At 70.5% G+C, this 25931-nt stretch carries 32 protein-coding genes and 2 pseudogenes; 21 read left to right on the forward strand and 13 right to left on the reverse strand.

The window, feature by feature from the left end:
• Positions 1-23 precede the first annotated feature (23 nt).
• The 3 genes from ACWCQM_RS20495 to ACWCQM_RS20505 form a co-directional block, all read right to left on the reverse strand.
• Positions 24-1298, reverse strand: a complete 1275-nt coding sequence (locus ACWCQM_RS20495; RefSeq protein WP_450916597.1) for a hypothetical protein — start codon at positions 1296-1298, stop codon at positions 24-26.
• 113 nt (positions 1299-1411) lie between these two features.
• Positions 1412-1696: a DUF4031 domain-containing protein gene (locus ACWCQM_RS20500; RefSeq protein ID WP_450916598.1), complete on the reverse strand. Its 285-nt coding sequence runs from the start codon at positions 1694-1696 to the stop codon at positions 1412-1414.
• A complete protein-coding gene (locus tag ACWCQM_RS20505; protein WP_450916599.1) occupies positions 1693-2061 on the reverse strand; it encodes a hypothetical protein in 369 nt (122 codons plus the stop codon). The genes ACWCQM_RS20500 and ACWCQM_RS20505 overlap by 4 nt, the downstream gene beginning before the upstream one ends.
• Before the next feature lie 102 nt (positions 2062-2163).
• Here ACWCQM_RS20505 and ACWCQM_RS20510 point away from each other — a divergent pair, with 102 nt between their 5' ends.
• The 10 genes from ACWCQM_RS20510 (at position 2164) to ACWCQM_RS20555 (ending at position 10771) form a co-directional block, all read left to right on the forward strand.
• A complete protein-coding gene (locus tag ACWCQM_RS20510) occupies positions 2164-3081 on the forward strand; it encodes a MurR/RpiR family transcriptional regulator (RefSeq protein ID WP_267074354.1) in 918 nt (305 codons plus the stop codon).
• Between the two features lie 82 nt (positions 3082-3163).
• Positions 3164-4144, forward strand: a complete 981-nt coding sequence (murQ, locus tag ACWCQM_RS20515) for an N-acetylmuramic acid 6-phosphate etherase (protein WP_450916600.1) — start codon at positions 3164-3166, stop codon at positions 4142-4144.
• 36 nt (positions 4145-4180) lie between these two features.
• Positions 4181-5692: a PTS transporter subunit EIIC gene (locus ACWCQM_RS20520; RefSeq protein ID WP_450916601.1), complete on the forward strand. Its 1512-nt coding sequence runs from the start codon at positions 4181-4183 to the stop codon at positions 5690-5692.
• A gap of 113 nt (positions 5693-5805) precedes the next feature.
• On the forward strand, positions 5806-5976 hold the full coding sequence (locus ACWCQM_RS20525; RefSeq protein WP_104787922.1) for a hydrophobic protein: 171 nt from the start codon (positions 5806-5808) through the stop codon (positions 5974-5976).
• A gap of 192 nt (positions 5977-6168) precedes the next feature.
• A complete protein-coding gene (locus tag ACWCQM_RS20530; protein WP_450916602.1) occupies positions 6169-6519 on the forward strand; it encodes a PRC-barrel domain-containing protein in 351 nt (116 codons plus the stop codon).
• Positions 6520-6716: 197 nt separating this feature from the next.
• On the forward strand, positions 6717-6887 hold the full coding sequence (locus ACWCQM_RS20535; RefSeq protein ID WP_267074358.1) for a hydrophobic protein: 171 nt from the start codon (positions 6717-6719) through the stop codon (positions 6885-6887).
• 190 nt (positions 6888-7077) lie between these two features.
• A complete protein-coding gene (locus ACWCQM_RS20540) occupies positions 7078-7431 on the forward strand; it encodes a PRC-barrel domain containing protein (protein ID WP_450916603.1) in 354 nt (117 codons plus the stop codon).
• Between the two features lie 185 nt (positions 7432-7616).
• A complete protein-coding gene (locus ACWCQM_RS20545; protein WP_450916604.1) occupies positions 7617-8450 on the forward strand; it encodes a hypothetical protein in 834 nt (277 codons plus the stop codon).
• A gap of 67 nt (positions 8451-8517) precedes the next feature.
• Positions 8518-10359 (forward strand): hypothetical protein, encoded by a 1842-nt coding sequence (locus tag ACWCQM_RS20550; RefSeq protein WP_450916605.1) that lies wholly within the window; start codon positions 8518-8520, stop codon positions 10357-10359.
• Between the two features lie 13 nt (positions 10360-10372).
• Positions 10373-10771 (forward strand): DUF5955 family protein, encoded by a 399-nt coding sequence (locus ACWCQM_RS20555; RefSeq protein WP_450916606.1) that lies wholly within the window; start codon positions 10373-10375, stop codon positions 10769-10771.
• A 28-nt stretch (positions 10772-10799) separates the two neighbouring features.
• Here ACWCQM_RS20555 and ACWCQM_RS20560 read toward each other — a convergent pair whose 3' ends face one another.
• Entirely contained in the window at positions 10800-11405 is a 606-nt protein-coding gene (locus ACWCQM_RS20560) for a Uma2 family endonuclease (protein WP_450916607.1), read from the reverse strand.
• 236 nt (positions 11406-11641) lie between these two features.
• Between ACWCQM_RS20560 and ACWCQM_RS20565 the strand changes: the two genes are divergently transcribed.
• Positions 11642-12625 carry a hypothetical protein gene (locus ACWCQM_RS20565; RefSeq protein ID WP_450916608.1) on the forward strand — a complete coding sequence of 328 codons (984 nt, stop codon included), beginning with the start codon at positions 11642-11644 and terminating at the stop codon, positions 12623-12625.
• Between the two features lie 23 nt (positions 12626-12648).
• Here the strand turns inward: ACWCQM_RS20565 and ACWCQM_RS20570 are convergent, their stop codons facing one another.
• Positions 12649-12882 (reverse strand): hypothetical protein, encoded by a 234-nt coding sequence (locus tag ACWCQM_RS20570; protein ID WP_267074366.1) that lies wholly within the window; start codon positions 12880-12882, stop codon positions 12649-12651.
• Complete coding sequence (locus tag ACWCQM_RS20575) at positions 12872-13111, reverse strand: hypothetical protein (protein ID WP_145804873.1); 240 nt, start codon at positions 13109-13111, stop codon at positions 12872-12874. Before ACWCQM_RS20575 ends, ACWCQM_RS20570 begins: the two co-directional genes overlap by 11 nt.
• Before the next feature lie 118 nt (positions 13112-13229).
• On the opposite strand from ACWCQM_RS20575, the pseudogene ACWCQM_RS20580 reads away from it, so the two are divergent.
• Positions 13230-13454: pseudogene (locus ACWCQM_RS20580) on the forward strand (helix-turn-helix domain-containing protein); the annotation flags it as partial.
• A gap of 200 nt (positions 13455-13654) precedes the next feature.
• On the opposite strand, the gene ACWCQM_RS20585 reads toward ACWCQM_RS20580, so the two are convergent.
• Both ACWCQM_RS20585 and ACWCQM_RS20590 read right to left on the reverse strand, forming a co-directional pair.
• Entirely contained in the window at positions 13655-13864 is a 210-nt protein-coding gene (locus tag ACWCQM_RS20585; protein WP_450916609.1) for a DUF397 domain-containing protein, read from the reverse strand.
• Positions 13861-14691, reverse strand: coding sequence for a helix-turn-helix domain-containing protein (locus ACWCQM_RS20590; protein WP_450916610.1), 831 nt, complete (start codon positions 14689-14691; stop codon positions 13861-13863). The genes ACWCQM_RS20585 and ACWCQM_RS20590 overlap by 4 nt, the downstream gene beginning before the upstream one ends.
• Positions 14692-15045: 354 nt before the next feature.
• On the opposite strand from ACWCQM_RS20590, the gene ACWCQM_RS20595 reads away from it, so the two are divergent.
• The 4 genes from ACWCQM_RS20595 to tgmC all read left to right on the forward strand — a co-directional run bounded on the left by ACWCQM_RS20595 (position 15046) and on the right by tgmC (position 18334).
• Positions 15046-15708: a DUF7848 domain-containing protein gene (locus tag ACWCQM_RS20595; RefSeq protein ID WP_450916611.1), complete on the forward strand. Its 663-nt coding sequence runs from the start codon at positions 15046-15048 to the stop codon at positions 15706-15708.
• Between the two features lie 268 nt (positions 15709-15976).
• Entirely contained in the window at positions 15977-16249 is a 273-nt protein-coding gene (gene tgmA / locus ACWCQM_RS20600) for a putative ATP-grasp-modified RiPP (RefSeq protein ID WP_450916612.1), read from the forward strand.
• 11 nt (positions 16250-16260) lie between these two features.
• Positions 16261-17220: an ATP-grasp ribosomal peptide maturase gene (gene tgmB, locus ACWCQM_RS20605; protein WP_450916613.1), complete on the forward strand. Its 960-nt coding sequence runs from the start codon at positions 16261-16263 to the stop codon at positions 17218-17220.
• The gene (tgmC, locus tag ACWCQM_RS20610; protein ID WP_450916614.1) at positions 17213-18334 is read left to right on the forward strand and encodes an ATP-grasp peptide maturase system methyltransferase; all 1122 of its coding nucleotides are present in this window, start codon (positions 17213-17215) and stop codon (positions 18332-18334) included. The genes tgmB and tgmC overlap by 8 nt, the downstream gene beginning before the upstream one ends.
• Positions 18335-18402: 68 nt before the next feature.
• On the opposite strand, the gene ACWCQM_RS20615 is transcribed toward tgmC, so the two are convergent.
• Positions 18403-18690 (reverse strand): GntR family transcriptional regulator, encoded by a 288-nt coding sequence (locus tag ACWCQM_RS20615; protein ID WP_450916615.1) that lies wholly within the window; start codon positions 18688-18690, stop codon positions 18403-18405.
• A 34-nt stretch (positions 18691-18724) separates the two neighbouring features.
• Between ACWCQM_RS20615 and ACWCQM_RS20620 the strand changes: the two genes are divergently transcribed.
• The 3 genes and pseudogenes from ACWCQM_RS20620 to ACWCQM_RS20630 all read left to right on the forward strand — a co-directional run.
• Complete coding sequence (locus tag ACWCQM_RS20620) at positions 18725-18997, forward strand: hypothetical protein (protein ID WP_450916616.1); 273 nt, start codon at positions 18725-18727, stop codon at positions 18995-18997.
• Positions 18994-19386 carry a type II toxin-antitoxin system VapC family toxin gene (locus tag ACWCQM_RS20625; protein WP_450916617.1) on the forward strand — a complete coding sequence of 131 codons (393 nt, stop codon included), beginning with the start codon at positions 18994-18996 and terminating at the stop codon, positions 19384-19386. Before ACWCQM_RS20620 ends, ACWCQM_RS20625 begins: the two co-directional genes overlap by 4 nt.
• 25 nt (positions 19387-19411) lie before the next feature.
• Positions 19412-19546, forward strand: a pseudogene (locus tag ACWCQM_RS20630) (RNA polymerase subunit sigma-24); the annotation flags it as partial.
• Positions 19547-19608: 62 nt separating this feature from the next.
• Here the strand turns inward: ACWCQM_RS20630 and ACWCQM_RS20635 are convergent.
• A complete protein-coding gene (locus ACWCQM_RS20635) occupies positions 19609-20184 on the reverse strand; it encodes a hypothetical protein (RefSeq protein ID WP_450916618.1) in 576 nt (191 codons plus the stop codon).
• Between the two features lie 2 nt (positions 20185-20186).
• Positions 20187-20315 carry a hypothetical protein gene (locus tag ACWCQM_RS20640; protein WP_450916619.1) on the reverse strand — a complete coding sequence of 43 codons (129 nt, stop codon included), beginning with the start codon at positions 20313-20315 and terminating at the stop codon, positions 20187-20189.
• A 309-nt stretch (positions 20316-20624) separates the two neighbouring features.
• Here ACWCQM_RS20640 and ACWCQM_RS20645 point away from each other — a divergent pair, with 309 nt between their 5' ends.
• A complete protein-coding gene (locus tag ACWCQM_RS20645) occupies positions 20625-21461 on the forward strand; it encodes a hypothetical protein (protein WP_450916620.1) in 837 nt (278 codons plus the stop codon).
• A gap of 16 nt (positions 21462-21477) precedes the next feature.
• On the opposite strand, the gene ACWCQM_RS20650 is transcribed toward ACWCQM_RS20645, so the two are convergent.
• Positions 21478-21675 (reverse strand): hypothetical protein, encoded by a 198-nt coding sequence (locus ACWCQM_RS20650; RefSeq protein WP_450916621.1) that lies wholly within the window; start codon positions 21673-21675, stop codon positions 21478-21480.
• 233 nt (positions 21676-21908) lie between these two features.
• Here ACWCQM_RS20650 and ACWCQM_RS20655 point away from each other — a divergent pair, with 233 nt between their 5' ends.
• A complete protein-coding gene (locus tag ACWCQM_RS20655) occupies positions 21909-22949 on the forward strand; it encodes a LacI family DNA-binding transcriptional regulator (RefSeq protein WP_450916622.1) in 1041 nt (346 codons plus the stop codon).
• Positions 22950-22979: 30 nt separating this feature from the next.
• On the opposite strand, the gene ACWCQM_RS20660 is transcribed toward ACWCQM_RS20655, so the two are convergent.
• Positions 22980-25760: a glycosyl hydrolase gene (locus ACWCQM_RS20660; RefSeq protein ID WP_450916623.1), complete on the reverse strand. Its 2781-nt coding sequence runs from the start codon at positions 25758-25760 to the stop codon at positions 22980-22982.
• Positions 25761-25931 lie beyond the last annotated feature (171 nt).

Genomic DNA, 25931 nt, shown 5'->3' on the forward strand with positions numbered 1-25931 from the left:
ACGGGATCACCAGGAAGCCCGGCTCACCGTCCGCTTCTCCGGAACGCCGCGAACGGCTGGGGCTCCGCACCGGGGGCGGTCGACGTGCCGAGAACGGTGAGTCCGCCGCGGTCACCGACCACGGCGTGCGCCGTGTTCTCCGTGTCCCCCGGGAGTCCCGCTCCCGCCGGCTGCGGCAGCCCCAGCGTCGTCCACCGGCCCCCGGCCGTACCGCTCGCGCTTCCCGGGAGGGCCGGCTCCCACTGCCAGGCGATCGCCTCGCGCCGCTCGCCCAGCGTCTGGCCGACGACGACGATCCCGTGCTCCGGGACCGGGGTCACGGCGAAGAGCCGCGCGGGGACGTCGGGGACCTCCGTCCTGCGCCACTTCCTCCCGTCGTGGCGCGCCACGAGCGCCCGGGTCGTCCCGTCGGCCGGGGACCAGTCCTCGCCCACCAGCCAGACCTGGCCCCCCGGTGCTACGGAAAGCCCCTGTGCGTATCCGGGCCGGTCCGTCACTCCGGGAGCGGTGACCTTGCTCCAGGACGTGCCGTCGTGGTGCATGAGGAGCGGCCTGCCGCTGTCGCCGTCGTATCCGGCGGCCCAGACGTCGTCGGCGGAGATGGCCTGCACCGCGTTCAGGTACCAGAGGTCGCCCGGCAGCTCGGGCAGCGGCATGTCACGCCACGCGGTGCCGTCGAAGTGCCTGGCGATCCCCGCCTGCCTCGACTCGGTGATCCAGACGCCCTTCTCCTCGTTCCACGTACGCCCCACCTCGATCTGCGCGGAGCCCACGGCCCAGGTGCCGTCGGACCCGGTGTCGACGTCCAGCAGCGAAGCGGCCTCGGCCTTCTCCGGCAGGTCCGCCGGGACGACGCTCCACCGGGTGCCGTCGTAGTGCTGGGTGTAGATCCGTCCGTCGAGGACCGAGGTGTCGTCCCCCACCATCCACACGTCGCCGGGGCCGTCGGCGTCGATCGCGTTGACCCGGCTGCTCACGGTGGAGGCGGCTTCCGTGGCCGCCTCGACGGGGGTCCACTCCCCGTCGGCGCTCGCGCGCTCCGCCACCACCGGGGTGAAGCGGGTCACCTTGCCCTCCAGGCGCAGGGTGAATCCGGCGGCCCAGGTGCGCCCCTGCCCCAGGTTCACGGCCCCGACGAGGTTGGCGTCGGTGAACGGCAGCGGCTGGGGCGACCAGGCGGGTGCGGTGCCGGCGCTCGCTCCCTGTGCCGTCGCGGGCAGCGGGGTGAGCAGGACGGCCGACAGGGCTGTCAGGGAGGCGGCTGAGCGGAGAAGCGAGCGACGGGTGAGCTCGGGCATGCGGTGGTTCCTTCCGGGTTCTGGGTCTCACCCGGTAAGTGCGGCGGGCCGCGCCGCAGGTTGCACCACCCCCACGACGCGGCGCCGCCGCTCACCGCAGGTTGCACCACCCGTTACGGCAGAACGCGGCCCGGGGCGGGCCGCCCCTTCGGCCGTCTCAGCCCCGCCTCGGTGATCCGGCGCACGATCTCCTTCGATCCGACCTCGCGCGCCCCGGCGCGCACCGCGTCCGCGTAACGCGCCTCGGGCACGTCGTAGTGGTCGCGCTCGAACGCGCGGGGCGGGCAGCCGATCGAGGCGGCGAAGGCGTGCAGCTCCTCGAACGACACGTCGCTGACCAGGTGGGACCACATGCGCCCGTGTCCGGGCCAGGTCGGCGGGTCGATGTAGACGGTCACCTGCCGAGCACCTCTGCCAGCGCGCCGACCGGCGCGACGGACACCGTGGCCTTGGTGCAGACCCAGTGCGGATCGGGGCCGAGCTCCGGCTCGACGTCCAGCGCGTGCGGCCCTCCCTCCGTGCAGACCGGGCAGAGCGGCCAGCGTCCGTAGCGCTCCAGCAGGGCGTCCTGGACGTCCTGCGCTATCAGCCCGGTGACGAAGGACACACCCTCGGGCCACTGCTCGACCCACCACCGCCGGTGGGTCACCGCGTCCTCCACCAGCGAGACGATCGCGGCCTCGGCGACGTCCCCCGCGACGAGGTCGGCCATCACCAGCGCGCGTGCGCTGTGCAGCGCCTGTTCCAGGCGGTTCAACTCCATGGCCCCATTGTCCCCTGCCGTCCGTACGGCCGGTCTTGATCCTTCAGAGGTAGGGACCAAAGGGGGGTTGACGTCTCCCATGGGTGAAAATATCTTTCAAATGTGACCAATGACGTGAAGGAAAGTTTCAGCGCGGACTCTCCGCCCGCCCCTGCCGCCCTGGCGGCCAAGGTGCGGACCCTCGCGCCCTCCATGACCCGCTCCATGCAGCGGGTCGCCGAAGCAGTCGCGGGCGACCCCGCCGGGTGCGCCGCCCTCACCGTCACCGGTCTCGCCGAGCTCACCGGCACCAGTGAGGCGACCGTGGTCCGCACCGCACGCCTCCTCGGCTATCCCGGCTACCGCGACCTGCGCCTCGCGCTCGCGGGGCTCGCGGCGCACCAGCAGTCCGGCAGAGCGCCCGCCGTCACGGCGGACATCGCGGTCGACGACCCGATCGCGGACGTCGTCGCCAAGCTGGCCTACGACGAGCAGCAGACCCTGGCCGACACCGCCGCCGGTCTCGACACCGTGCAGCTCGGCGCCGCCGTCGCCGCCGCCTCGACGGCCCGCCGCATCGACATCTACGGCGTGGGCGCGTCCTCGCTCGTCGGCCAGGACCTCGCGCAGAAGCTGCTCAGGATCGGCCTGATAGCCCACGCCCACATGGACCCGCACCTCGCCGTGACCAACGCCGTGCAGCTCCGCTCGGGCGATGTGGCCATCGCGATCACGCACTCCGGCTCCACGGGTGACGTCATCGAGCCGCTCCGCGTCGCCTTCGACCGCGGCGCGACGACGATCGCGATCACCGGCCGCCCCGACGGCCCGGTCTCGCAGTACGCCGACCACGTGCTGACCACCTCCACCGCCCGCGAGAGCGAGCTGCGGCCCGCCGCGATGTCGAGCCGCACCAGCCAGCTCCTCGTCGTGGACTGCCTCTTCATAGGCGTCGCCCAGCGGACGTACGAGACGGCGGCGCCCGCCCTCTCCGCTTCGTACGAGGCGCTCGCCCACCGCCACACCCCGCGCAGCCGCTGACCCGGCAGCACGGCACCCGCACCCCGCACCTGCACCCGCCCCCGCAGAGCCGTACGAGAACGAGAAAGCAGAGCCGCTGTCCATGTCCTCCACCACCGACGCAAACGCCGAAGCGAACGCCGAAGCAGCCACCCCGGGCGGCTACGGCGAACTGCGCGCCCAGCTCGAAACGCTCACCACCGAGGCGTTCCGCCCCGAGCTCGCCGAGATCGACCAGCTGCCGACGCACGAGATAGCCCGCATCATGAACGGCGAGGACACCACGGTGCCCGCCGCCGTCGCCGAGAAGCTGCCCCTGATCGCCGCCGCGATCGATGCCACCGCCGAGCGCATGGCGCGCGGCGGCCGGCTGATCTACGCGGGCGCGGGCACCGCGGGCCGCCTCGGTGTGCTCGACGCCAGCGAGTGCCCTCCCACCTTCAACACCGACCCGTCCGAGGTCATCGGCCTGATCGCCGGCGGCCCCTCCGCCATGGTCAAGGCCGTCGAGGGCGCGGAGGACAGCAAGGAGCTGGCCGCCGCCGATCTCGACGAGCTGGGACTCACCGCCGACGACACGGTGGTCGGAATCTCCGCCTCCGGCCGCACTCCGTACGCCATCGGCGCCGTCGAGCACGCCCGCGCGAGGGGCGCGCTCACCATCGGCCTCTCCTGCAACGCCGGCTCGGCGCTCGCCGATGCCGCCGAACACGGCCTGGAGATCGTGGTCGGCCCCGAGCTGCTCACCGGCTCCACCCGTCTCAAGGCGGGCACGGCGCAGAAGCTCGTCCTCAACATGATCTCGACGATCACGATGATCCGGCTCGGCAAGACGTACGGGAACCTCATGGTCGACGTCCGCGCGTCCAACGAGAAGCTGCGCGCCCGCTCCCGCCGGATCGTCTCCCTCGCCACCGGCGCCTCCGACCAGGAGATCGAGGTAGCGCTCGCCGCCACCGACGGCGAGGTGAAGGACGCCATCCTCACCATCCTCGGCGGGGTCGACGGACCCACCGCCGCCACGCTCCTGGCCGATTCCCACGGCCACCTCCGCGCCGCCCTCGCGGCCGTCCGTACCACCTGACGCACCAACTCCCCGCACAGCAAGGCACCACGCACCATGGCTACTGAAGACAAGAACCGCGCCACTGCCGCCGCGATCCTGCCGCTCGTCGGTGGCGCCGCGAACGTCAGCTCGATCGCCCACTGCATGACCCGGCTCCGGCTGGGCCTGCACGACCGCTCCCTCGTCGACGACGAGGCCCTGAAGGCGGTTCCCGCCGTCATGGGTGTGGTCGAGGACGACACGTACCAGATCGTCCTCGGCCCGGGCACGGTCGCCCGGGTCACCCCGGAGTTCGAGCAGCTCGTCGAGGAGGGCAAGGCGTCCGGGGCCCCCGCGCCCGTCCCCACCGCCGAGGAGCTCGCCGACAAGGGCGCCGCGCTCAAGGCGCAGCAGAAGGCGAAGAACTCCACGCCCTTCAAGCTGTTCCTGCGCAAGATCGCGAACATCTTCGTCCCGCTGATCCCCGCCCTGATCGGCTGCGGCATCATCGCCGGTCTCAACGGCCTCCTGGTGAACCTCGGCTGGCTGACCTCGGTGACCCCCGCCCTGGCCGCGATGGCCTCCGGCTTCATGGCCCTGATCGCGGTCTTCGTCGGCTACAACACCGCGAAGGAGTTCGGCGGCACGCCGATCCTGGGCGGCGCCGTCGCGGCGATCATCGTCTTCCCCGGCGTCGCGAACATCGACGCCTTCGGCCAGACGCTCTCCCCCGGGCAGGGCGGCGTCCTGGGCGCCCTCGGTGCGGCGGTCCTCGCGGTGTACGTCGAGAAGTGGTGCCGCCGCTGGGTGCCCGAGTCGCTGGACGTCCTCGTCACCCCGACGCTGACGGTCCTGATCTCCGGCCTCGTCACGATCTTCGGCCTGATGTACGTCGCCGGTGAGGTCTCCTCCGCCATCGGTACGTTCGCCGACTGGCTGCTCTCCACGGGCGGCGCGGGCGCGGGCTTCCTCCTCGGCGGCTTCTTCCTGCCGCTGGTGATGCTGGGCCTGCACCAGGCACTGATCCCGATCCACACGACGCTGATCGAGCAGCAGGGCTTCACGGTGCTGCTCCCGATCCTCGCGATGGCCGGTGCCGGCCAGGTCGGCGCCGCGGCGGCGGTCTACCTCCGCCTCCCGCGCAACGAGTCGATCCGCAGGACCATCAAGTCCGCCCTGCCCGCGGGCCTGCTGGGCGTGGGCGAGCCCCTGATCTACGGTGTCTCGCTCCCCCTGGGCCGCCCGTTCATCACGGCCTGTGTGGGCGGCGCGTTCGGCGGCGGCTTCGTGGGCCTGTTCAACCAGCTCGGCGACTCGGTCGGCTCCACGGCCATCGGCCCGTCCGGCTGGGCCCTGTTCCCGCTCCTGGACGGCAACCACGGCCTCGGGTCGACGATCGCGATCTACGCGGGCGGCCTGCTCGTCGGCTATGTCGCGGGCTTCCTGGCGACGTACTTCTTCGGCTTCAGCAAGGCGCTGCTGACGGAGTTCAACGTCTCCCAGGAGCCGGTGCCCTCCACGGTCGCGGCCACCGGCCCGGCCACGGCGTCGGGCGGCACCTCGGCGAAGGAACCCGCCGGGGTCTGAGCGAGCGCCTCGCCGTGTCCGCGCGGTCACGGAAAGTCCTGGAAATTTTCCTCACGAACACGTGTGTGTAGATAATGGATAGCCGGGCACCAGAGTCTCGGAGGTTGATAACAATGGTTCCCCTGCTTCTCGTTCTTCTGCTCGCCCTGATCCTTTTCGGTGCCGGTTTCGCACTCAAGGCACTGTGGTGGATCGCCGTGATCGTACTCGTGGTCTGGCTTATCGGGTTCTTCGTCCGTCCGGCGGCCAGCGGTGGTAAGCGCGGCCGGTGGTACCGCTGGTAAACGGCCTGACGACCAGCAACAAACGCGGGTGGCGCAGGGCTTTCGAGCCCTGCGCCACCCGCGTTTCCGTATTTCTCCGAAAGTGCCATGTGTGGACCGGAAAAGCCGGGGCAGCCGTTGGGTGAGCGGCGAAAAGCCCCCTCACACGGGGGATTCACCGCGCCGAATGAACCGTCGAGGAAGGAGCCAGAAATGAGCGACAACCTGTGGGGCTACCAGCCTACGAGCGGTCACACCGCGGGCGCCGACCTGACCGGATTCTCGGTCGAGGCGACGGACGGAAGCATCGGCAAGGTCGACAAGCACTCCGACGATGTGGGTTCCGCCTACATCGTCGTCGACACCGGGGTCTGGATCTTCGGCAAGGACGTCCTCCTGCCGGCCGGCACGGTCAAGGGCATCGACACCGAGCGCAGGACGATATTCGTCGACCTGACCAAGGAGCAGATCAAGGACTCCCCGGAGTTCGACAAGCACAAGCACGCGGGTGACCCGGGCTATCACGCCCAGGTCGGCACCTATTACGACCGCTACCGCACCTGAGTACGCGGCGCACACGCACAGAGGCGGGGTCGGCTTCCCTCGAGGAGCCGGCCCCGCCGTCAGTGTGTGCGGTCTGCGCCCGGTGCGCGGTCCGTGCCGGCACGGGCAACACCCCAAGGGCCCGGAAATGATTCTTCCGAACACGCGTGTGTAGGGAATTGCTTTCCGGGCACCAGATGGTTCGGAGGTTGATAACTATGGTTCCCCTGCTTCTCGTTCTTCTGCTCGCCCTGATCCTTTTCGGTGCCGGGTTCGCACTCAAGGCGCTGTGGTGGATCGCAGTGATCGTGCTCGTGGTGTGGCTCATCGGATTCTTCGTTCGTCCGACGGCCAGTGGCGGTGGGCGCGGCCGGTGGTATCGCTGGTAAACGGCCTCGACCTTTCCTGAAGCGGGTGGCCCAGGACCTCACAGGTCCTGGGCCACCCGCATTTTTCTGCCTTTCGCGCATTCACAGGGTGTGGACAGGGAAAGCGCGGGCAGTCGATATACCGAGCGGCGCTCCTCGCCCTTTCGAGAGGACTCGCCGCGCCGAACGAACCGCGAGGAAGGAGCCGTTCATGAGTGACACCCTGTGGGGCTACCAGCCTACGAGCGGTCACACCCCGGGCGCCGATCTGACGGGATTCTCCGTCGAGGCGACGGACGGAAGCATAGGAAAGGTCGACAAGCACTCCGACGAGGTGGGGTCCTCCTACCTCCTCGTCGACACCGGGGTCTGGATCTTCGGCAAGGACGTCCTCCTGCCGGCCGGCACGGTCAAGGGCATCGACACCGAAGAGAAGAAGATCCACGTCGACCTGACCAAGGCCCAGATCAAGGACGCCCCGGAGTTCGACCGGCACAGCCACGCGGGTGATCCGGGCTATCACGCCCAGATCGCCAACTATTACGACAGCTACCGCATCATGTGACACGCACAGCACCGCTGTCAGAGGCGGGGGTCTGCCCGGGGAACACGGGCGGGCCCCCGCCGTTCAGCTGTGCGCGGCCGAGGACCGGCCCTTGGGGAGCGATCTTCGGCCACATCACAACACCCCGTTGGCTGTGCCACGGGTACGTGGGATGGTTGCCCTTCTTGCAGTGGCGGGGGGCCCACATGAGCGAGAACCACGGCAATGGACCGATGCGTTGGGACGAGCACGCACGCGGGGGCGCGGGCGGCTGGGTACGTGCCTCGGCGGACCCGCAGGGCCCTCCGGGCGAGCCGGACCCCGGAGCAGGACCCGGCCAGGGACCGGGGCCCGCACCCGAACCGGACTCCGGCCGTCGCACGTTCCCGAAGAAGCACGTCCTGCTGGCCGTGGGCGGCGGGCTGGCGTTCGCCGCCGTGGTCCTCGTCACCGCCCATGCCGTGCGCCCCTCCCCTTCCGAGGCGGGCCACTCCGCCGCCCCCTCCGTCTCCGGTTCGCCGGCACCGGCCGCCGAAGCCTCCACCGCCGCCGACACCGCCGAGCCGTCCGCCCCGCCCACGGCGACGGCCGAGGAACAGGCCGCGGCCGTCGACGCGCTCCTGGAGCGCAGCGAGTCGGACCGCCAGCAGGTCATCGACGCCGTCAACGCCGTGGAGGCCTGCGCCTCGGCGAGCTCCGTCGCCGACGCGGGCACGGCCCTGGACGCCGCCGCCGTCCGCCGCGAGGAACTGATCACCAGCCTCGCCGAACTCGACCTGGGCGAGCTCCCGTCCGGCCCGCCCGCGGCGCGCAGCCTCCGTACGGGATGGCAGCACTCGGCCGACGCGGACCGGGCGTTCGCGGACTGGGCCGCCGACGCGCGGGGCTGCTCCCCCGGCTCGGTCCCCCGCACCGCCTCGTACCGGCAGGGCGTGCGCAGCAGTGAGCTCGCCACCGAGGCCAAGCAGGACTTCCTCTCGCTCTGGACGCCCATCTCCGATCGCTACGGGCTGCCGGAACGCGACACGGCACAGCTCTGACAGCACGTCACATCCCCCCGGCACCGCGCCCCTTCTCCTTCGTCCCGACGGAAAGCCGCCTCACGCCATGACCGATCCCCAGGGCCCACCGCCCCCGCCGCTCCTCCCGTCGGCGCCGCCGACGCCTCCGCCTCCCGGCCCCGGCAGCCGCCTGTGGGAGCTGGTCCGCTCCCAGGCCGGGAACCGGCCCGGCAACGCCACGGCCTATCTGCGTGGCGCCGCCCATCTGGACCGCCGGTTCAGGGACGCCGTGGTGAAGGAGCTCGCCGAGAACCCGCACCGTCTGCCCCCTCCGTCGTACGGGGTGGATCTGGCGGCGGTCCTCAAGGAGTGCTTCCTCGCGCGCAAGGAGGTCTCCACCCGCGCCAAGCTGATGCTGGTGCTGCCGCTGCTGCTGCTTCCGTTCAGCGTCACCGGGGCGTTCGTCCCGCCCCTGCTGGTCCTCGTCGTGCGGCTGCTGCGCACGGTCTGGCGCGCGCTGAAGAACACCATGGCCGGGCGCGACCGGCCCGACGCCGATCCCAGGTCCCGCTCGGGCCAGGGCGTCGTCACGCTCCTGCTGCTGCTCGTCCTCGTCTGGGCCCTCTGGCAGACGGTGAGGCTGTCCTCCACTGCCTTCACGCTCCTGACCGGTGGCTTCTCGGGCGGGGGCGGGCACCTCCTGGCCGCCCTGGTGGTCCTGGCGGGCTGGGCCGCCATCGCCACCGTCTACCGGTACCGCACGGAGCGCCGCCTGTATCTCCTGGCCATCGGCCGGAGCGTGGAGGTCTCCGACCCTCCCGCGATCGCCCGCAGGCTCGGCGAGATCCGCGAACAGCAGGCCGACCCCGATGTCGTGTACAGCGACTACGCCCCCTTCGTCGGAGCGGGCATCGAGCTGGACCACTGGTCGTTCGCCATCGAGCTCGTACCGGACCTCATGAAGCGGGAAACCGGTGCCGCCGGCCGCCGCGCCGCGTTCACCGTGCCCGAGGTCCACGCGCGGATTCGCAGCGAACTGCGCAGGTTCGGCGAGGGCACGAGCTACCCGGGCGACCGGCTGCGCGGGCTTCAGGTGGACGACCACGTCATGAAGAGCGGCAAGCGGCTCGGCCCCTCCCGGGACTGGAGCGGCACCTCGCCCGGCACCCCCTTCCACGCCCTCGCCCCCGAGGCCCGCGCCGAGGCCGCCGCTCTGCTGCGCACCCCACCGGACGCGCAGCCGCCCGCGACCTGGTGGCCGGACAGCCTCGACCTGTTCGCCGAGGAGCGGCTGCGCCACTATCTGACGGTCCGGGTGGGCAGTTGGGGCGACGAGGTGGTGCTCACGGTCTTCAGCCGCGTGCAGATGCAGGGTGGCCTGCTGTTCCTGGAGTCGCGGGCCTTCCTGCTCCCGCCGATCGCGCGCTTCTACCACTGCATCGACGACATCCTCCCGCCGAAGACCGCCGGGGACTGGGCCGATCTGGCCCGTGCGGCAACGGCTTCGATGTTCTCCGTGGTCGCCGACGCCCCGAACGACCTCACGGCGGCCTCGCGCACGGTCACCCGCACCGCGCAGTCCAAGATCTGGTACGACCGGATGTGCCGGACCGACCGCCCGGTCGACCACGGCCCCGCCTACTCGATCCGCGAGCTGGCGGCGGAGCCCCACTTCCAGCAGCTCTTCCAGGAGATGGACGTCCGGCGCTTCCTCAAGAGCGTCCAGACCAGGACGGTCACGGCGGTACGCAACAGCCTGAGCGACGCGGGCTACAGCACGAGCGAGTTCGACGCCCGCACCACCGTCCTCTTCGACCGCTCCGTGCACGTCAACGGAACGGTCAACGGAAACGTCCAGACGGGCGACAACGCCCGTGCCAGCCACCAGACGATCACCACACCACAGCCGCAGGTCGGTCCGGCCGGCGGCTCCACTGGTTCCAGCTGAGGGAGTCGACGCGATGACGGACACACCGGCCGGAGAAGGCCGCGGAATCCATGTGAGCGGCACGTTCACGGGGAACGCCCAGACCGGCGACAACAGCACCGCCCAGTACGTGAGCCATGCGGGAGGGGCGGTGCGCGCCGCGGAATCGGCCGAGATCGTGCAGCTGCGGGAAGCCGTCGAAGCCCTCCGGGCCCGTATCCGCGACCTGGGCGCGGACGAGTTGTCGGCGGCGGAAGGAACAGCCGCGGAGTCGGCACTCGCCGAGGTCGAGGACGCGCTCCCCAGCACCGACGAAGCCGGTCAGGGCCGCGTGCGGAACGCCATCTTCACGGTGTCCGGCGCACTGGCCTCGGTGGCCTCGCTCTCCGAGTCCATCAGAGCACTGCGGGAGGCGGCAGCCCCCTGGTTCTGACCGCCCGCACGAAGCCGCGACGGGGCCCTCAGACCGGGAACTCGGCCGTGGGCAGGGTGACATCGAAGGGACCGGGAAGCTGGAGGGGCTTCCCGAAGGGCACGGCGTCGCTGTGCTTGTACGTTCCGTCCTCGTTCGGTTCGGTGAACAGCGTGGCCATCGCCCCACGCGTGTCGAACCTGTCCAGCAGCAGATACATCGGGACCCCGGCCCGCGCGTAGGCGCGGTACTTCTTCGTCCTGTCCTCCCGGGCGTTCCCCTGAGAGGTGATCTCGACGATCAGAAGCCCCTCGGACGCGTCCAGCGGATCGCTGGTCTCCGGGTCGGCGGCGGCGATCAGCTCTCTCGGCATCACTACGAGGTCCGGGACGTACAGCTTGTCGAGAGGCGCGACGTGCACACCGAGCGTCTGGTAGATCCCCAGCTCGTCGGGGAGGCTCCCGTAGAGAACACGCTGCACCATTTCGGCGATCCCGTTGTGGTGCGCATGAGGCGGCGGTACCAAGACGATCTGCCCTTCGTCGATCTCGGCGCGCCACCCCTCGGGCACGTCCAGTTCCTGCCACGTGCGCAGCAGGTAGTCCCACGGGCGGCCTTCAGAGCCCTGATCGCTTTCAACCATCGCGGCGGTCATCGCGGGTCCCTCCTCCTGTGGCCGTACGCGGGAGCGTAGATCGACGTGTTCGCGGCGGTCCGCCGCTCTCATCAGCGTCCCACGAACGTGTGACGCCCGCAGCGACCTCTCCGCAGGTGTCCCCCCGCGCTCGTCGTGGCCGAGGAACCGGCAGCCGGTTCCTTCGCATCCCACTTCCAAGAGGTTGATCTTCGATCGCTGGGCAGCGTCCCCCCGGACAGTAAGAGGCGATAGACATGGCGAACGACCCCGCGACCGAGACCGGTGCCCCCCTCCGGGAAGGGCACGCGGACGACGAGGGGCGCGGCATCGTCCGTACCGCGTTCGTCGTCCTGCGGCGCGACAGGGGCCGTCTGTTCGGACGGGCGGCCGGTGTCACCGGTCTGGTCGCCCTGGGCGGACTGCTGCTGACCGTCGTCGGCTTCGTCGCCGCCTGGCCCGAGTTCACCGAGATACGCCTGGGCGCGGAGCGGGCCCGCATCGACGAGGACTCCTACGCCCCCGACGGCAGCCGCGTGAACACCATGTGGCTCATCCTGCTCGCCTGCCTGCCGTTCCTGATCCTGCTCCTGCACCTGGCCTGCACCGCGATCCAGACGGCGTCCGCCCGCGCGGTCACCGGCCGGGCGGGCGGACGGTTCCGCTCGGTCCTCGGTGTGTACGCGCTGCGCGGAGTGCTCGTGTGGGCTCCGGTGGTGCTCGGTGTCCTGGTCGAGGAGACCTTCACCACCACCCTGTTCAGGGAGCACACCGTGATCGTGCCGAAGTGGGAGTACCCCAACCTGTTCGTCCTGCTGCGTTACGGTCCGCCCCTGCTGGGCCTGGTGGCCGCGCTGGTGCTCAGGCTCGGGTGGACCCTGGCCCCGGCCGTCGCGGCGACGGAGGAACTCTCGCCCCTCGCCGCGCTGCGCCGCTCCTGGTCCCTGGTGTGGGGCGGGGCCTCCGCGTGGTTCCGGACCGTGGCCGTCGCCCTGCCCATGGGCGCGCTGACCATCGGCCTGTACGTCCTGCTCAGCTCCGCCGCCCATCCGCTGCGCTCCGGCACGGCTTCCCTGTTCCTGGAGTGGGGCCCGGACAACACCTATGCCGCGTACGTCGCCGGGGTCCTCGCCCCGATCGCCGCCGCCCTGCTGCTCACCGGGGCCCTGGCCCTCCCCCCGGCGCACACCCTTCTCGCGGTGCTGGGGCAGCGGCTCGTCCCGGCCGCCTCCCGCGCTTAGGGCAACGGACCGGGCCCGCCGGATCAGGGCAGCCGCCCCTCCCGGTTGATCTCCCTCACCCGCGCCCGGAGCACGAGCCCCGGCGGGGCGGGACGGACCGCGTCCGGCGGGCAGTCCCACTCCGCCCCGCCGCCCGGGGGGCGCAGCTGGACGTACGGGCCGACGCGGCCCATCACCCGGCCCACCCGGCCGTCACGGCCGTCCACCGCGAACGTCCCGGGCTCCGGCGTACACGGCTCCAGGCCCTCAACTGTCATGTGCCGCCGCCGCTTCCAGCTGAACACTCAGCCGCAGCGCCGTTTCGATCGAGCACCGGCCGAGGTCCACGAGCGGGTTGGGCTCGTTCCCCGCGAACGACACCGGGTCGATCCGCAGCGAGGGCAGCTTCACGCCGACCCCCGCGAGACCGGCCCTCAGCCGCTCCACCGCGTCCTCCGCAGCCCGCACTCTGCCCGCTGCCTCTTTGCGCCGTTCCGTAGCCGTCATCATGATCTTCCCCATTTCCACGCTGAGTAGTGGCTATGCCTACTCAGCGTGTCCAATTCACCGCTACCGTGGAAGTGGTGCAGTTCCAACACCCGGACGTGTGCAACAGGGAGTCGCCTTGCCCGGACCCAAGAAGCTCGATCCCTCCTCCTCCCCCCGCGCCCTGCTGGGCGCCGAGCTCCGCCACCGCAGGGAGGCGGCCGGCCTCTCGCAGGAGGACCTCGGCGCCCCGCTGTTCGTCAGCGGCTCGTTCATCGGCCAGCTGGAGTCGGGCACCCGCCGCATGCAGTTGGACCAGGCCCAGAAGCTGGACGAGGTGCTGGACGCGTCCGGCTTCTTCGTTGCTGACCCTCTTGCCCCCCGGTACTGGCTGGCGGAAACGTGCAGGTCAACGGTGCTGTTCCGGTGCTAACCCGTCTTGGCCACCCCCTCGGCACTGCGACGGACCTCAGCAGGCAAGCGCACGGATGGTGCGCTCCGTGCCGACACGACAACGGCCCCCGCCGTGTGGCGAGGGCCGGTCACTCGGCGGTGGGGCGCGGGTCACCCGTGGTGCTTGGCGAACTCCACGAGGCCGGCGAACCCCTCACGGGTCAGGGTCAGGTTCGGGCCGTCCGAATCCTTGCTATCACGGACCAGGAACGCACCCGTTGCGTGCGCGTGGTCGGGCGCCCATTCAATGCACTGTCCCTCGCCGCCGCTGTAGGTGCTCTTGACCCACCGCATGGGCTGAGGGTCGGACGTGCTGCTCATTTGGCGTGATCCTCCATGATCTTGCGAACCAGGGTTAGCGACTCTTCCTCGGACAGTGCCGCCATGCGAAGCCGATCGAACATGCCGACGGCCCTCGCCACCACGCTAGAGGTGTCGTCCACCTGACCACCATGGGTGGGGGTCTCGGTGTAGACCGCGTGAGGTGCGCCGTTCAGCGCCAGCAGCGTGAACGGCAAGTGGCTGGGCGCGGCACCCGCTTTGTACGGCAGCACTTGAACCATGACGTGGGGTGATGCCATCTGCACGGCCAGGTGCTCAAGCTGCCCGATCATGACTGATCGGCCACCGATGCACGTACGCAGGACTGCCTCATGGATCACGACCCACAGGAGTGGCGGTTCGTCACGCTCGATGACAGCCTGTCGCCTTATGCGCAGCTCCACGCGCTCTTTGACCTGGTCCTCTGTCTCACGTGGGAAAGCGGCTCGGATGACGGCCGTCGCGTAGTCCGGGGTCTGCAACAAGCCCATGAGGAACGTGCACGAGTAGTCCGTGATGCCGCTCGCGGACTCCTCAAGGGTGATGTACGGCACGAACCATTCCGGGTGCCCCTGTTTGCTCAGCTTGGCGCGCAGGCGCACGTACACCCCCGGCGTTCCGGCCACACGGTCCATGGCCTCTGCGAACGCTTCTGAGGCAAGCACAGTGCCGTTCTCAACCTTGCTGACCTGTGCTTGTTGATAGTGCAGCCTGTCCGCGAACTTCTCTTGAGACAGCCCCAACGCTTCCCGTAGAGCCTTCACCTCCTCACCGAAGTACACGGCACCGTTCGCGGGCTCCCCTGCCTGGTCAGCTTCCTCGCTCACCTGTTCAACTCCCTGGTATTCCGCTTCCGTTGGAATGGCTCCAGACCTGTTGAGCGTACGCACTTCGCGGCCATGGTGTGAGTAGGTAGTTACGCAGAGCACGCGGACAAGCGACCCGTACGGAGTGGACGGCATGGCGACGGAGCGGCGGACGGTAGGGAAGATCAGGGAAGCCGAGGATGCGCGCGACGCCCTCGGCGCTGCCCTGCGACGGGCGGGTATCCAGCTTCCCGCGATGGACGTTCGTCCCTCGTTGCGGGCCGACGGCGTCGGGTACGCCCTGGTGACCCTAGGCGACTGCTCCGCCCCCGTGGCCCCTGAGCTGGCGGCGGCCATTGAGAGGGGGGCGGCGCGGTGACCCGGCGTGTACTCCGCTACGTCCCGTTCACCATGGAGCAGGACGAGACGGCGGAACCGGAGTACGCAGCGCGCTGCGTGTCCAGCGACGATGCCGAGTGCGGGGCGGAGTCCGGCACGTACAACGGCCCGGGGGCGGTCGAGGAGTGGCAGCGCTGGCATACGCCGGAGACGGCGCACCGGCGCTACCGCCGGAACTTCGGCGACTACGCGGTGATGCGGCCCGGCGGAACTGGCGGGGGCGAACGGGGGTACGGCGTGATGTTCGCCCCGTCCGTTGAGCGTCCGTGGCGTGATGCGTGGCCCTTGGTCGCGCAGGTTGGCGACGGTAACGCGTGGTCGACGGGGACGTGTTGGCTGTTCTGCCGCCGTGAGGGCGTGGCCGTGCTGTGGGTCGGCTCCGTGACCACGCCCGGGGCGACGGGCGACGTGTACGCCTGCGGTCCGTGCCTCGCGGAGCTTGACCACATGGTGCGGGTCCAGGCGCACGGACGGGACCGGATCACCGACCGCGCCGCGCGGTCCGCCACGCTCGCCGTTCCCGCCCACGTGCCCCCGCCGCGCCCGGCGCACCCGGGCGGTTCCGGCGGCCGTCACCGGGCGTCCCGCCGCGAGCGAGACCCGTACCCCACGGCGCTGCCGGCCGGGACGGTGCGATGACCGGGACCAGGACCAGGACGTGTGAGCACCGGCAGACCGAGAAGCGCGACGGCAAGACGTACTGCCGGGCCTGCAAGCGACAGATCTACCTGTGAAGACTCCGCCCCCTGCCGGGGATGACCTGTCAACCGGTTCTCCCACATCCCCCGGCAGGGGAGCGGGCACCACCCCGCGCCCCGGTCGGATCACCGCACGCAACCCTTGGACAGGTCGAGCGCCAGCCGGGCGGGTCCTGCACGACACCGTAGGAAGCAACCAAGGAGGAGACTTGCAGACAAGCCCCACAGGTAAGCAGACGTCCGCACAGGCCCCGTGGGGGCTGCGCCGTATGGCTCCGCTGCGCAACGGTTCTCCCTCGCCGTGGCGGTACGCGGGCATTGACCCGGCCACGCAGACCGGCCGATGGCTCGGGGAGGACGGAGCGATGACGCCGGCCGAACTCGGCAAGCACGGTACGAGCGTGAACACCTACCCGCCCACGCAGGTCGGCAAGGACGGCAAGATGGACAGCGATTCCGGTCACGATGCGACACAGGACTAGGGGGTAGTGCCATGGACGGGCGCCCGGTGCTGGTCTGCACGGAGTACGAGGACGCGACCGCTGATCTGGTCATCGCAGAACTGAACCGGCGCCGGGTGCCCGTCCTCCGGTTCGACCCGGGGCGCGACTTCCCGGCGCCCGCGGTGCTCGCCGCGCACATGAGGGCGGGCGGATGGGGCGGACGGCTCACGGTTGGGGAGCGTACGGCCGACTTATCCGCCGTGCGCGCCCTGTACCACCGTCGTCCGAGCTCCTACCCGACGGGGAGCGGCGAGCAGGCGGCCCGGTTCGCCGCGCAGGAGAACCGGCGCGGCCTGGGCGGCGTACTGGGCGCGCTTCCGGGGTGCCTGTACCTGAGCCACCCGCAAGCCATCGCGCGAGCGGAGTACAAGCCCGCGCAGTTGTACGCGGCGACACGGGTCGGGCTCACGGTTCCCGCCACCCTGATCACGAACGACCCGATGGAGGGCAAGGCGTTCTGCGCCGAACGGCCGACCATCTACAAGCCCCTGCACGCCGGGGCTTACGACGTCGAGGGCGAGCCCGCCGGAATCTGGGCGGCCCCGGTCGAGGCGGGCGAGATCGACGGAGCGGTGAGTCACAGCGCGCACCTGTTCCAAGAATGGGTGCCGAAGGTGGCGGACGTGCGGGCGGTCGTCGTCGGCGAGCAGGTGTTCAGCGCGCGCATCACCGCGCCGCCCGGGGTCGTGGACTGGAGAGCCGAATACCAGAGCCTCACATATGAGCCGGTCGCGTGCCCGGACGGGATACGCGGGTCGCTGGTGCGGTTCCTCGCCGGCTTCGGGCTGAACTTCGGCGCCTTCGACTTCTCCGTGACCGCTGACGGCGCATGGTGGTTCCTGGAGTGCAACCCCAACGGCCAATGGGCGTGGCTCGAAGACGCGGCCCAACTGCCCATCACCCACGCAATCGCAGACCTGTTGGAGAACGGAGCGAGTCAGCATGACTGACCCACTGCACTCGGAACACCTACGGGCCGACCTCGCGCGGCGCCTGTCCAAGTCCGGCCCCCTACGCAGCGCGGAATGGGAGGCGGCCGTCATGTCGGTGCCTCGTGAGGCGTTCCTCTCGCGCGGCTGGTTCGAGTATGAGGACGGCGGTTGGTACCGCCCCGCAGCCGGGGGCTCCCCGGAAGGGCTCGTGCGAGTCTACGAAGACGACAGCCTTGTGACGCAGGTGGCCGGGGGCGTCTTCCCCGACCAGGTCGAGGGGCGCATCGCGGCGGCCCCGTCTTCGTCGTCCACCCTGCCGAGTCTGGTCGTGCGGATGCTCGAAGACCTGCGGGTGACCGAGGGGACGCGCGTCCTTGAGATCGGCACGGGCACGGGCTACTCAACCGCGCTGCTGTGCCATGTCGTGGGCGAGGACAACGTGACCACGGTCGAGGTTGACGCGGAGGTGTCCGCCTGTGCCGGAATGGCCCTGTCGGGCGCCGGTTACCGGCCTGCCCGCGTGGTCGGTGACGGCCTGGCGGGCTACAAGGAGGGAAGCCCGTATGACCGCGTGATCGCTACGTGCGGCGTGCACACCGTGCCGGCCGACTGGCTCGCGCAGACACGGCCCGGCGGTGAAGTCCTGGTCACGGTCGGAGGATGGATGCACGCATCCGAACTCGTACGGCTCACGGTCGCCGACGACGGCACGGCGAGCGGCCCTGTTCTCGGTGGACAGGTCTCGTTCATGCTGGCCCGTCCCCACCTTCCGCCTCCGCTCGGGATGCTGCCGAACCTCAGCGAGGGCGACGCGGTGCCCGCCGAACTGGGCGCGGATGTGCTCGACGACTGGACGGCCCGGTTCGTCGCACAGTTCGCCGCGCCGCGCGCGCAGCGGCTCACGCTGGAACGGGAGGGCCGGACGGAACACGTCATCATCGACGTGGACGCCGGGGCATGCGCCGTCCTCTTCGAGGGAGACGGCCGATGGATAGTCCGACAGGGCGGCCCGGCACGCCTATGGGATCAGATCACCGAACGCATCACGCGGTGGCAGACGGATGGGCGACCGCCGGCCGACCGGATGCGGCTGCACGCCGGCCCCGACGGACAACGCCTCACCTGGGCGTGACCGCGAGCTGACACCCCATGCCGCCCCGCCTGTCCGTCGTTCCCCCGTGGCGGACGGGCGGGGCTTCTTCACGCTCTCGGAGCGGACCCCTCCGGCGCCTGTCCGGCTACGTACGTACCGCGCCCCGGCACTGCGTAGAGGTGCCCTTCCTCGGTGAGTACCGCGATCGCCCGGCGGACGGTCGGGCGGGATAGGCCGTACTCGTCGGCGAGCGCGTTCTCGACGACCTGAAGCGCAGCTCGGCGGGGAGGCGCTCCGCCGGCGGCTCGCACCCCAGGGCCTTCACGCCCAAGGGCAGCAGCGCAGTGGCGCGGGGGCGGCGAACGACGGGACAGCTCGTACGGAGTCGTTGACACTCCACTTTAACAAGACTCTTGTTAAAGTGGGTGCATGACCGAATCCCCCGCGCCTGGCGAAGGCCCGATCCGCCCGGTGTCCGTTTCACTCCACGAAGGCACCATCGCCGCGCTCAAGGCGCTCACCGGCAAGCGAGGAATGTCCTCGTACGTCGAGTCCCTGATCCAGCGCCAACTGGAACGCGAGCAGCTCCGCGAGCTCATCGACGACGCGCAGGCCCATCACGGCGAGGTGGACCGAGCAGGGGTCGAGGCGAAGCGATCCCTCCTTCGCGGCAGCTCGGCGCGGCCTGCGGACGCCGCGTGAGCGGCACACTGGTTCTGGACTGCGAGGGCCTGTCCGCACTCGTCCGACGCACGCCTGCACTCACCGAGTGGCTGGCTGCGGCCGAAGCGGAGGACATCCGGGTCATCACCAGCTCTGTCACGCTCGTCGAGGCGCGCGACCCCAAGATCAATCAGGCCAGGTTCGACTTTGCCGTGTCGCGCGTGAACGTAGTTCCTCCCAGCGAGGCCATCGCCCGTCGCGCAAGCAGGCTGCTCGCCGAAGCCGGCCTGCACGGCCACAAGTACGCCCTCGACGCGATCGTTGCCGCCACCGCTCTGGCCTGCCACACCCCTACGACGGTACTGACGTCCGACCCCGAGGATCTCCTCGCTCTGTGCGGCCCTGGCGTCCAGGTGTACAAGGTCTGAAAGCGCACGCGGGGCCCGCCCGCCACCGGACCGGGTGATCGCCACGGTGGCCTTCGACTTCGACGCCGAGGGCCGCATCTCCGCCATCCACAACGTCGCCAACCCCGACAAGCTGGGGGCTGTCGGCAAGGGCACGTACCACTCGATCCGTACGCGCTGAGCCGTCACGGGGCCGCAGGCGGAGCGGCGGCCCCCACGACGGGGCATCACACGGCTCAGCTGTTACGGGCGCTGGGCTTTCCAGTCGGCCACGTCCGACGAGCGGTTGGCGTAGGCGTTGGTGCAGATGTCGTACTTGCCGCCGGCCGGGCCGCCGCCGTTGGTCTCCAGGAAGCCGCCGTTGTCGGCGTAGAGGTTCCACAGCTGGATGACGTCACCGGGGCGGATGTTCCCGTCGGTGGGCGAGGACGTCCGCGCGGTGATGCGCCAGCGACCGGTGCCGGAGCCGGGCGCGCGGTCCCGGTCCTTGGACGTGGAGACGTTGTACCTGGCGCCCGCGTTCTTCTGGTCCGCCGTGGCGTGGCCGTTGGTGTCGAGGTAACCACCGTCCCCGCCGTAGAGGTTGCGCAGCTGGATCACGTCGCCGCTGACCACCGGAGCACCCGTCGCCTTGCCGTTCGGGGAGAGGATCTCCCAGGTTCCGGTGCCCTCCCCGCGGGTGGGCGATTCGGCGGTCGACACGGCGTACTTGCCGCCGGAGTCGGTGCTGTGGCCGTTGGTGTCCAGATAGCCGCCGGTCCAGCCGTTGTAGCCGTTCTGGAGGTGGATCTTGTCGCCGTACTTCAGCTCGTTAGCCATGGTCACTCCCCGCTCTGGTCGGTCGACGGCATGCGTGTGCCCCTGTCCTCGGACCTGCTGGTCAGGGCGCCGTCACCGGCCATCCTGGCGATCTTGTGACGCGCCACGCCCGAGTGCGCAACCAAGATCATCCGATCGGGCAGGCTCCTCTCGCGGGTTGACCGGAGCTCAAGTCCTGAAGTCCGGGCGCTCTTTCAGAGGAATGGATGGAGGGGTCTTTTCCCGCCCACCCTCCCTCGTTCGCCACGAAGGGTTGACTTTTCGTGCTCGGCTTGCCACGGATCGTGACGACGCTCTAGCGTGCGGAGTGACATAGAACGACCCCCGTCGGTGCGCCAACACCGGACAGGGGTCTGACCACCTAGATCGAAGGCCCGACCTAAATGACTGTCACCCAGCTTAGTGCTGCCCCCTTGCCCCCGCGCGGCTCCACGCACCCCATGGCGAACCCCGGCTACGGCAAGCGCTCCGCGCCGGACCAACGCCCTCGCGAGGCAGCCGATTTCAGGCATCTGCCGCCGCGTGAGGCCGCCATCGCCTCGTACATCGACCGGCTGCCCGACGGCTCCGACATCTCCGTGAAGACGCTCGCCAAGGTCCTTCCGTACGGACAGTGCGCCCTGCGGACCGCGCTCAACAGGCTCCAGGCGGCCGGGCATCTGCGCCGGGGCAGCGAGTGCGTCGCCAACGACGAGGTCCTGCTCTGGGTCACCCGGACGTTCTTCTCCAGGACCGCGCGGGACGACGCGTGGTGGGCGGCGTTCACACGGGGCGACGTACCCCGGGAGACCCCGCAGCCGCAGACCCGCTCACGGGCCTTCGTCCTGCTGGCGGCACTGGGGCGCACCGCGCCCTCGCTGAGCCTGTCGGCGGCGGAGTGCGCGAGCCTGGAACCGCAGGTCAGCGAGTGGTTCGAGCGGGGCGCCACGACCGCCGAGCTGATGCACGCCCTGACCGACGGGCTCCCCACGCCCGTGCACCACGCGGCCTCGCTGCTCCGCAGGCGGCTCACCGACAAGCTGCCGCCGCACCGGCCCGCCCCCGAGCGCCGCACGACGCTGCTCGCCCTGGAGTGCGGTGAGTGCCGCGCACCGGGCAGCCCGGAGGCCCTGGCGGGCGGGCTGTGCGCGGGCTGCCGGGGCGAGGCCGCCCACGCGCCCTCAGGGCCGCCCGGCGCCGTACCCACGGACGGGGTGCAGGAGCGGATGGCCTCGGTGCGGGCCGGGATGGTCGCGCGCCCGGACCGGACGGCATGGGCACGCGGGCGGCGGCACTGAGCCTTCACGGGGAGGGTCAGCCCTCGTCGTCCTCGATGTCCTCGTCGTCGATCTCGTCGTCGTCGTACGGATCGTGGAGCGCGCCCCTGAGGTGAGGCTCGACGGGCTCGCCCCACTCGTCCTCGGTGCTGTACAGCTCGTTGATCACGCCCAGCGGGTAGATCCACTCGCCGTCCACGGAGTCCTGTGTTCCCACGAACGGGGTGTTGGACACGGCGTGGGTCCGGGGAGCGAGGAACGCCGAGGGCGCGTGTCCCGCGAAGGTTGAGGGTCGTACATCCACTCATCCAGGGCCGGCGTTCGCCGTACTCCTGGACGACCGGGTCCCGCCCGCACCGCCGATTGGAAGCGCTCTCAGCCCGCTGCCAGACCCCGGAGATAGGCTGTAGCCGATCCGGCGGTGCCCCGTCTGCCCGTGCCGCCGCCCAGCAGCGAGGAGCGCCCGTCTTGGCCGAGCAGCATCCCGGGTCCAGACCCACCCTGGAAGCCGTCGCGGCGCTGGCGGGTGTCTCCCGGGCCACCGCGTCCCGGGTCGTCAACGGGGGCGAGGGCGTCCGCAAACCGCTGGTCGACAAGGTGCGCCGGGCCGTCGACGAGCTCGGCTACATCCCCAACCACGCCGCCCGGACGCTCGTCACCCGGCGAGCCAGCGCGGTGGCCGTGGTCATCACGGAACCCGAGATCCGGATCTTCTCGGACCCGTTCTTCTCCCAGCAGCTCCGTGGCATCAGCAAGGAGCTGGCCGCCCACGACATCCAGCTCGTGCTGCTGATCGTGGAAGGGCCCGAGGACTTCGACCGGATCGCGCGCTATCTGTCCGGCGGCCATGTCGACGGGGCCCTCGCGTTCTCCCTGCACACCGACGACCCGCTGCCCGCGATCACCCGGCGGGCCGGGATACCGACGGTGTACGGCGGGCGGCCGAGCTGGACGGCGGCCCCGGGCGAACAGGCCGTGCCGTACGTGGACGCCGACAACCGGGGCGGGGCGCGGGTGGCCGTGCAGTATCTGCGCGATCTGGGGCGGGAGCGGATCGCGTACATCGGGGGGCCGCCCGACCAGACCTCGGCGGTGGACCGCCTCGATGGCTACCGGGACGTCCTGCTGGACACGGACCCGACGCTCGTCGCCGAGGGGGCGTTCACCGTGGAGAGCGGGGCGCGGGCGATGGCGGAACTGCTGGGGCGCCGGCCCGATCTGGACGCGGTGTTCGCGGCCAACGACCTGATGGCCACGGGTGCGCTGCGGGTACTGCGCGAGCACGGGATCGCGGTGCCCGAGCAGGTGGCGCTCGTCGGATTCGACGACATGGACTCGGTGGCCGAGGTCTGCGACCCGCCGCTGACCACCGTCCGGCAGGACATCGAGGGCCAGGGCCGGCTGATGGCCCGGCTGCTGCTGCGCGGTCTGCACAAGGATCGTGACGGGGCGAACACCCCCGACTCGGTGATCACACCGACCGAACTCGTGCGGCGGGCCTCGGCCTGAGAGGCCGGGACCCGCCGCACAGGGTCAGGCTCAGACGTACGGGATCTTCACGACCGCCGCGTCCGTACCGGTCTGCACCTGGGACGTGCCGTTGCCCAGCGCGTTCCAGATCTCCAGACGGACCGTTCCGGCCCTGAGGTTGCCCAGGCTCCCGATCACCGCCGCGGTGCCCGCCGCCTGGGTGTACTCCTCCCACCCCGCGACCGGGTCGGTCGCGAAGTAGCGGAAGGTCTCGACCCGGTCGAACGTGCCGTCACCGGTGAGGTCGTAGCTGACCCTGACCTGCGGGGCGAGCCCGACCTTCGTACCCGCGTCGACCCGGAGACGGAACGCGGTGGACGCACCCGACGCCAGTGTCCCGTCCACGTTCTTGATCTCGTAGACCGTCGGCTTGTACGGCGTACCGTCCCGGTTGACGCCGTCCGCCGAGGCCAGCGTGTCGGCTCCCGCCGCGCCGTCCGTCGCGGTGGTGAGGGTGCCGCCGGACTTCAGCCGGAAGGTGTTGCCGGTGGACGGGCCGGGCTCCTCGGGATCGGGGTCGCCACCGCCGGCGCCCGTGCCGGTGGCCGTGGAACGGGCCGGTACGGAGAGCGTCTTGCCGTCGGAGAAGGTAACGGTGCGGGCGGTGGAGTCGAAGTTGTGAGCGGCGTAGGTGCGGACGCCGTTCTTGGCGAAGACGGCGGACGTCGGGATGTTCCCGCTGACCGTCAGATCGGGGGCGCCCAGGGTGTCGAGCGTGGTGATCCAGTGGTACGTGTGCGCCTTGGACTCACCCTGCTCCGGGGTGTAACCCGCGTTGCCCGCGTCCCACTTGGCCTTGGCCACAGCCGGATCGGCCAGCGACTCGAACTGCCACAGCAGGTCGCGCCACTCGACGGCCGGTCCGCCGTTCTCGCGCTCCATCTCGGCGATGTTGCGCTTGATGGCGGCCTTCTCACGGGCCAGGTGCAGCGAACCACCGGTGACGGGAAGGACGTTGATGCCGTGGATCTCCTCCGGGTTCGCGGTCCACCAGGTGGAGTACGCGCCGCCGCTGCCCCAGACCATCCCGACCGTGTCGTGGCCGAAGGAGCCGGGGAAGACCTGCTGGTCGGCGTCGAACCAGTACTGCGTGATCGCTTCCGACTCGGTGGTCAGCAGGTAGCTGCCGAGGTCGCGCAGCCCGGTGTCACCCGTCGCCGCACCCCACAGGACGAGGCCCGCGCTGAGGTTGATGGACTCCGACGAGGACTCCTGGTTGTTGCCCGCCGCGAAGCCCTGGTGGCCGGAGGCCCAGCTGTGGCCCGCGTACACGTCGAAGCCGCGCAGGAACGGGTACGCGGAGTCCGTGCGGCTGGGGTTGGCGGTGTCCCGCACCAGGGTCTTGACCATGGTGCCCCACGCGGAGTCGGCGGCCCATGCCTGGTCGTACTGGGCGACGATCGCCGCCGCGTACACGTAGTAGCTGTAGTGGAAGTGGTGGTCGTTGAGCTCGGTGTCGCTGCCGTACGAGGCCGGGTAGCCGGTGAGGGTCTTCCAGTCCTTGTCGTAGCTGAACTCGCTGGCCCCGCCCGCCGTGAACCACTCCTGGAGGCGGCCCTTCATCAGGCCCAGCAGCTTGTCCCGGACGCCCGTCTGGCCGATCTGGTCGGCGACGGGCACCAGCTGGGCGAGACGGCCGAGCGCCTTGCCGGTCCAGTACGTGTCACTGGCCCCGGAGAACGGGTCGGAGGCGTTCGCCACGTCGTTCAGATATCCGGTGAGCCGGGCCTTGTCGACCCCGCTGGACGCGGGCAGGGCGGGCAGCACGCCCTGGTTCTGCTGGCTGGTGGTGAAGGAGGCGGACTCCCGCACCTTCATCGTGCCGCGCGGGGAGACGTACGTGTACGACGTGAGCGCGTCGGTGGTGTGCAGCCACTGGTGGCGGTACAGCGCCTGGAGCGTGCCGCGTTCGGTGCCCTCCTTGGCCTCCGTGGTCAGGCTGTAGGTCGCCTTGACCGTGCCGCCGGTGGACTGCCAGGCCACGGTGGAACCGGTGACGAAGCTGAAGGCGTACTTCCGGTAGGTCGCGAGCGCGTCCGTGGACGGCAGCACGGCGAGCGAGAAGTAGTCCTTGCCGCCGAGTCCGGCGGTGATCGCCGTGCCGGAGACGTTCCAGTCGCTGCCGGTCGGGGCGAACAGCGCGTAGTGGTGGCCGGCCACCGTGATGCCGAGGACGTTCCCGTTGTCCGCGAAGACGGTGGGGGTGCCGGCCGTGGTGATCCGGGCGTCGCCGCCGGAGCCCTTGGCGTACACGAAGGGCATGCCGTGCCCGATGGTCGTGCGCAGGGTACGGGTGCCGTCCGACCAGTAGGGGGTGACCGTCCAGTCGGACCAGTCGTCGGCCTTGGTGTCCGGGGAGTTGAGGCCGTTGAGTCCGACGGTGAGGTCGGCCTTGTGGGCGTACTCGTACTGCCGGCCTTCGCCGACGACCGCGGGAGAGGTCGGGTAGCCGACCTCCAGGCCGCCGGAAGTGGCCTGATAGGTGAGCGGGTGGCCGTACATCGGGGTGGAGTACGGGTTGTCGCCGTAGCGCTGGTAGGCGAGGGAGGACCACCAGTCGTTGGTGGGGACCGGCTTGTTCTTCGCCGCCGCGGTGAGCTTGGGCGTGATGGGGGCGCCGGTGTTGGTGGTGGGTCCGGAGGTACCGGCCGGGCGGCTGTCGGTGTAGCTGCCGGAGCCGGCGGGGATGGTGGCGGCTGCCGCCGGGGAAGCGGCAGGACCCAGAGCCACGGCGGCCAGGGCGAGGGACAGGACCGTCGCCGCGGCGGATCTGGAGAGGTTGGCTTGCATGGGCAGCACCTCGGAGTCATGGGGGGCGGGAGCGTTTTCGAGAGCGCTCTCAAGTGCCAAGGAACGTAAAACTTCTGAAACGTAAGTGTCAAGAGAACTGACACGGGCGCTAGTTGGGCGTATCCGCAGCCGTTATGCGTTCGAGTCTTGACGGCGAGGGAACGCCGCGGG

Source organism: Streptomyces sp. NPDC002125 (assembly GCF_053593715.1).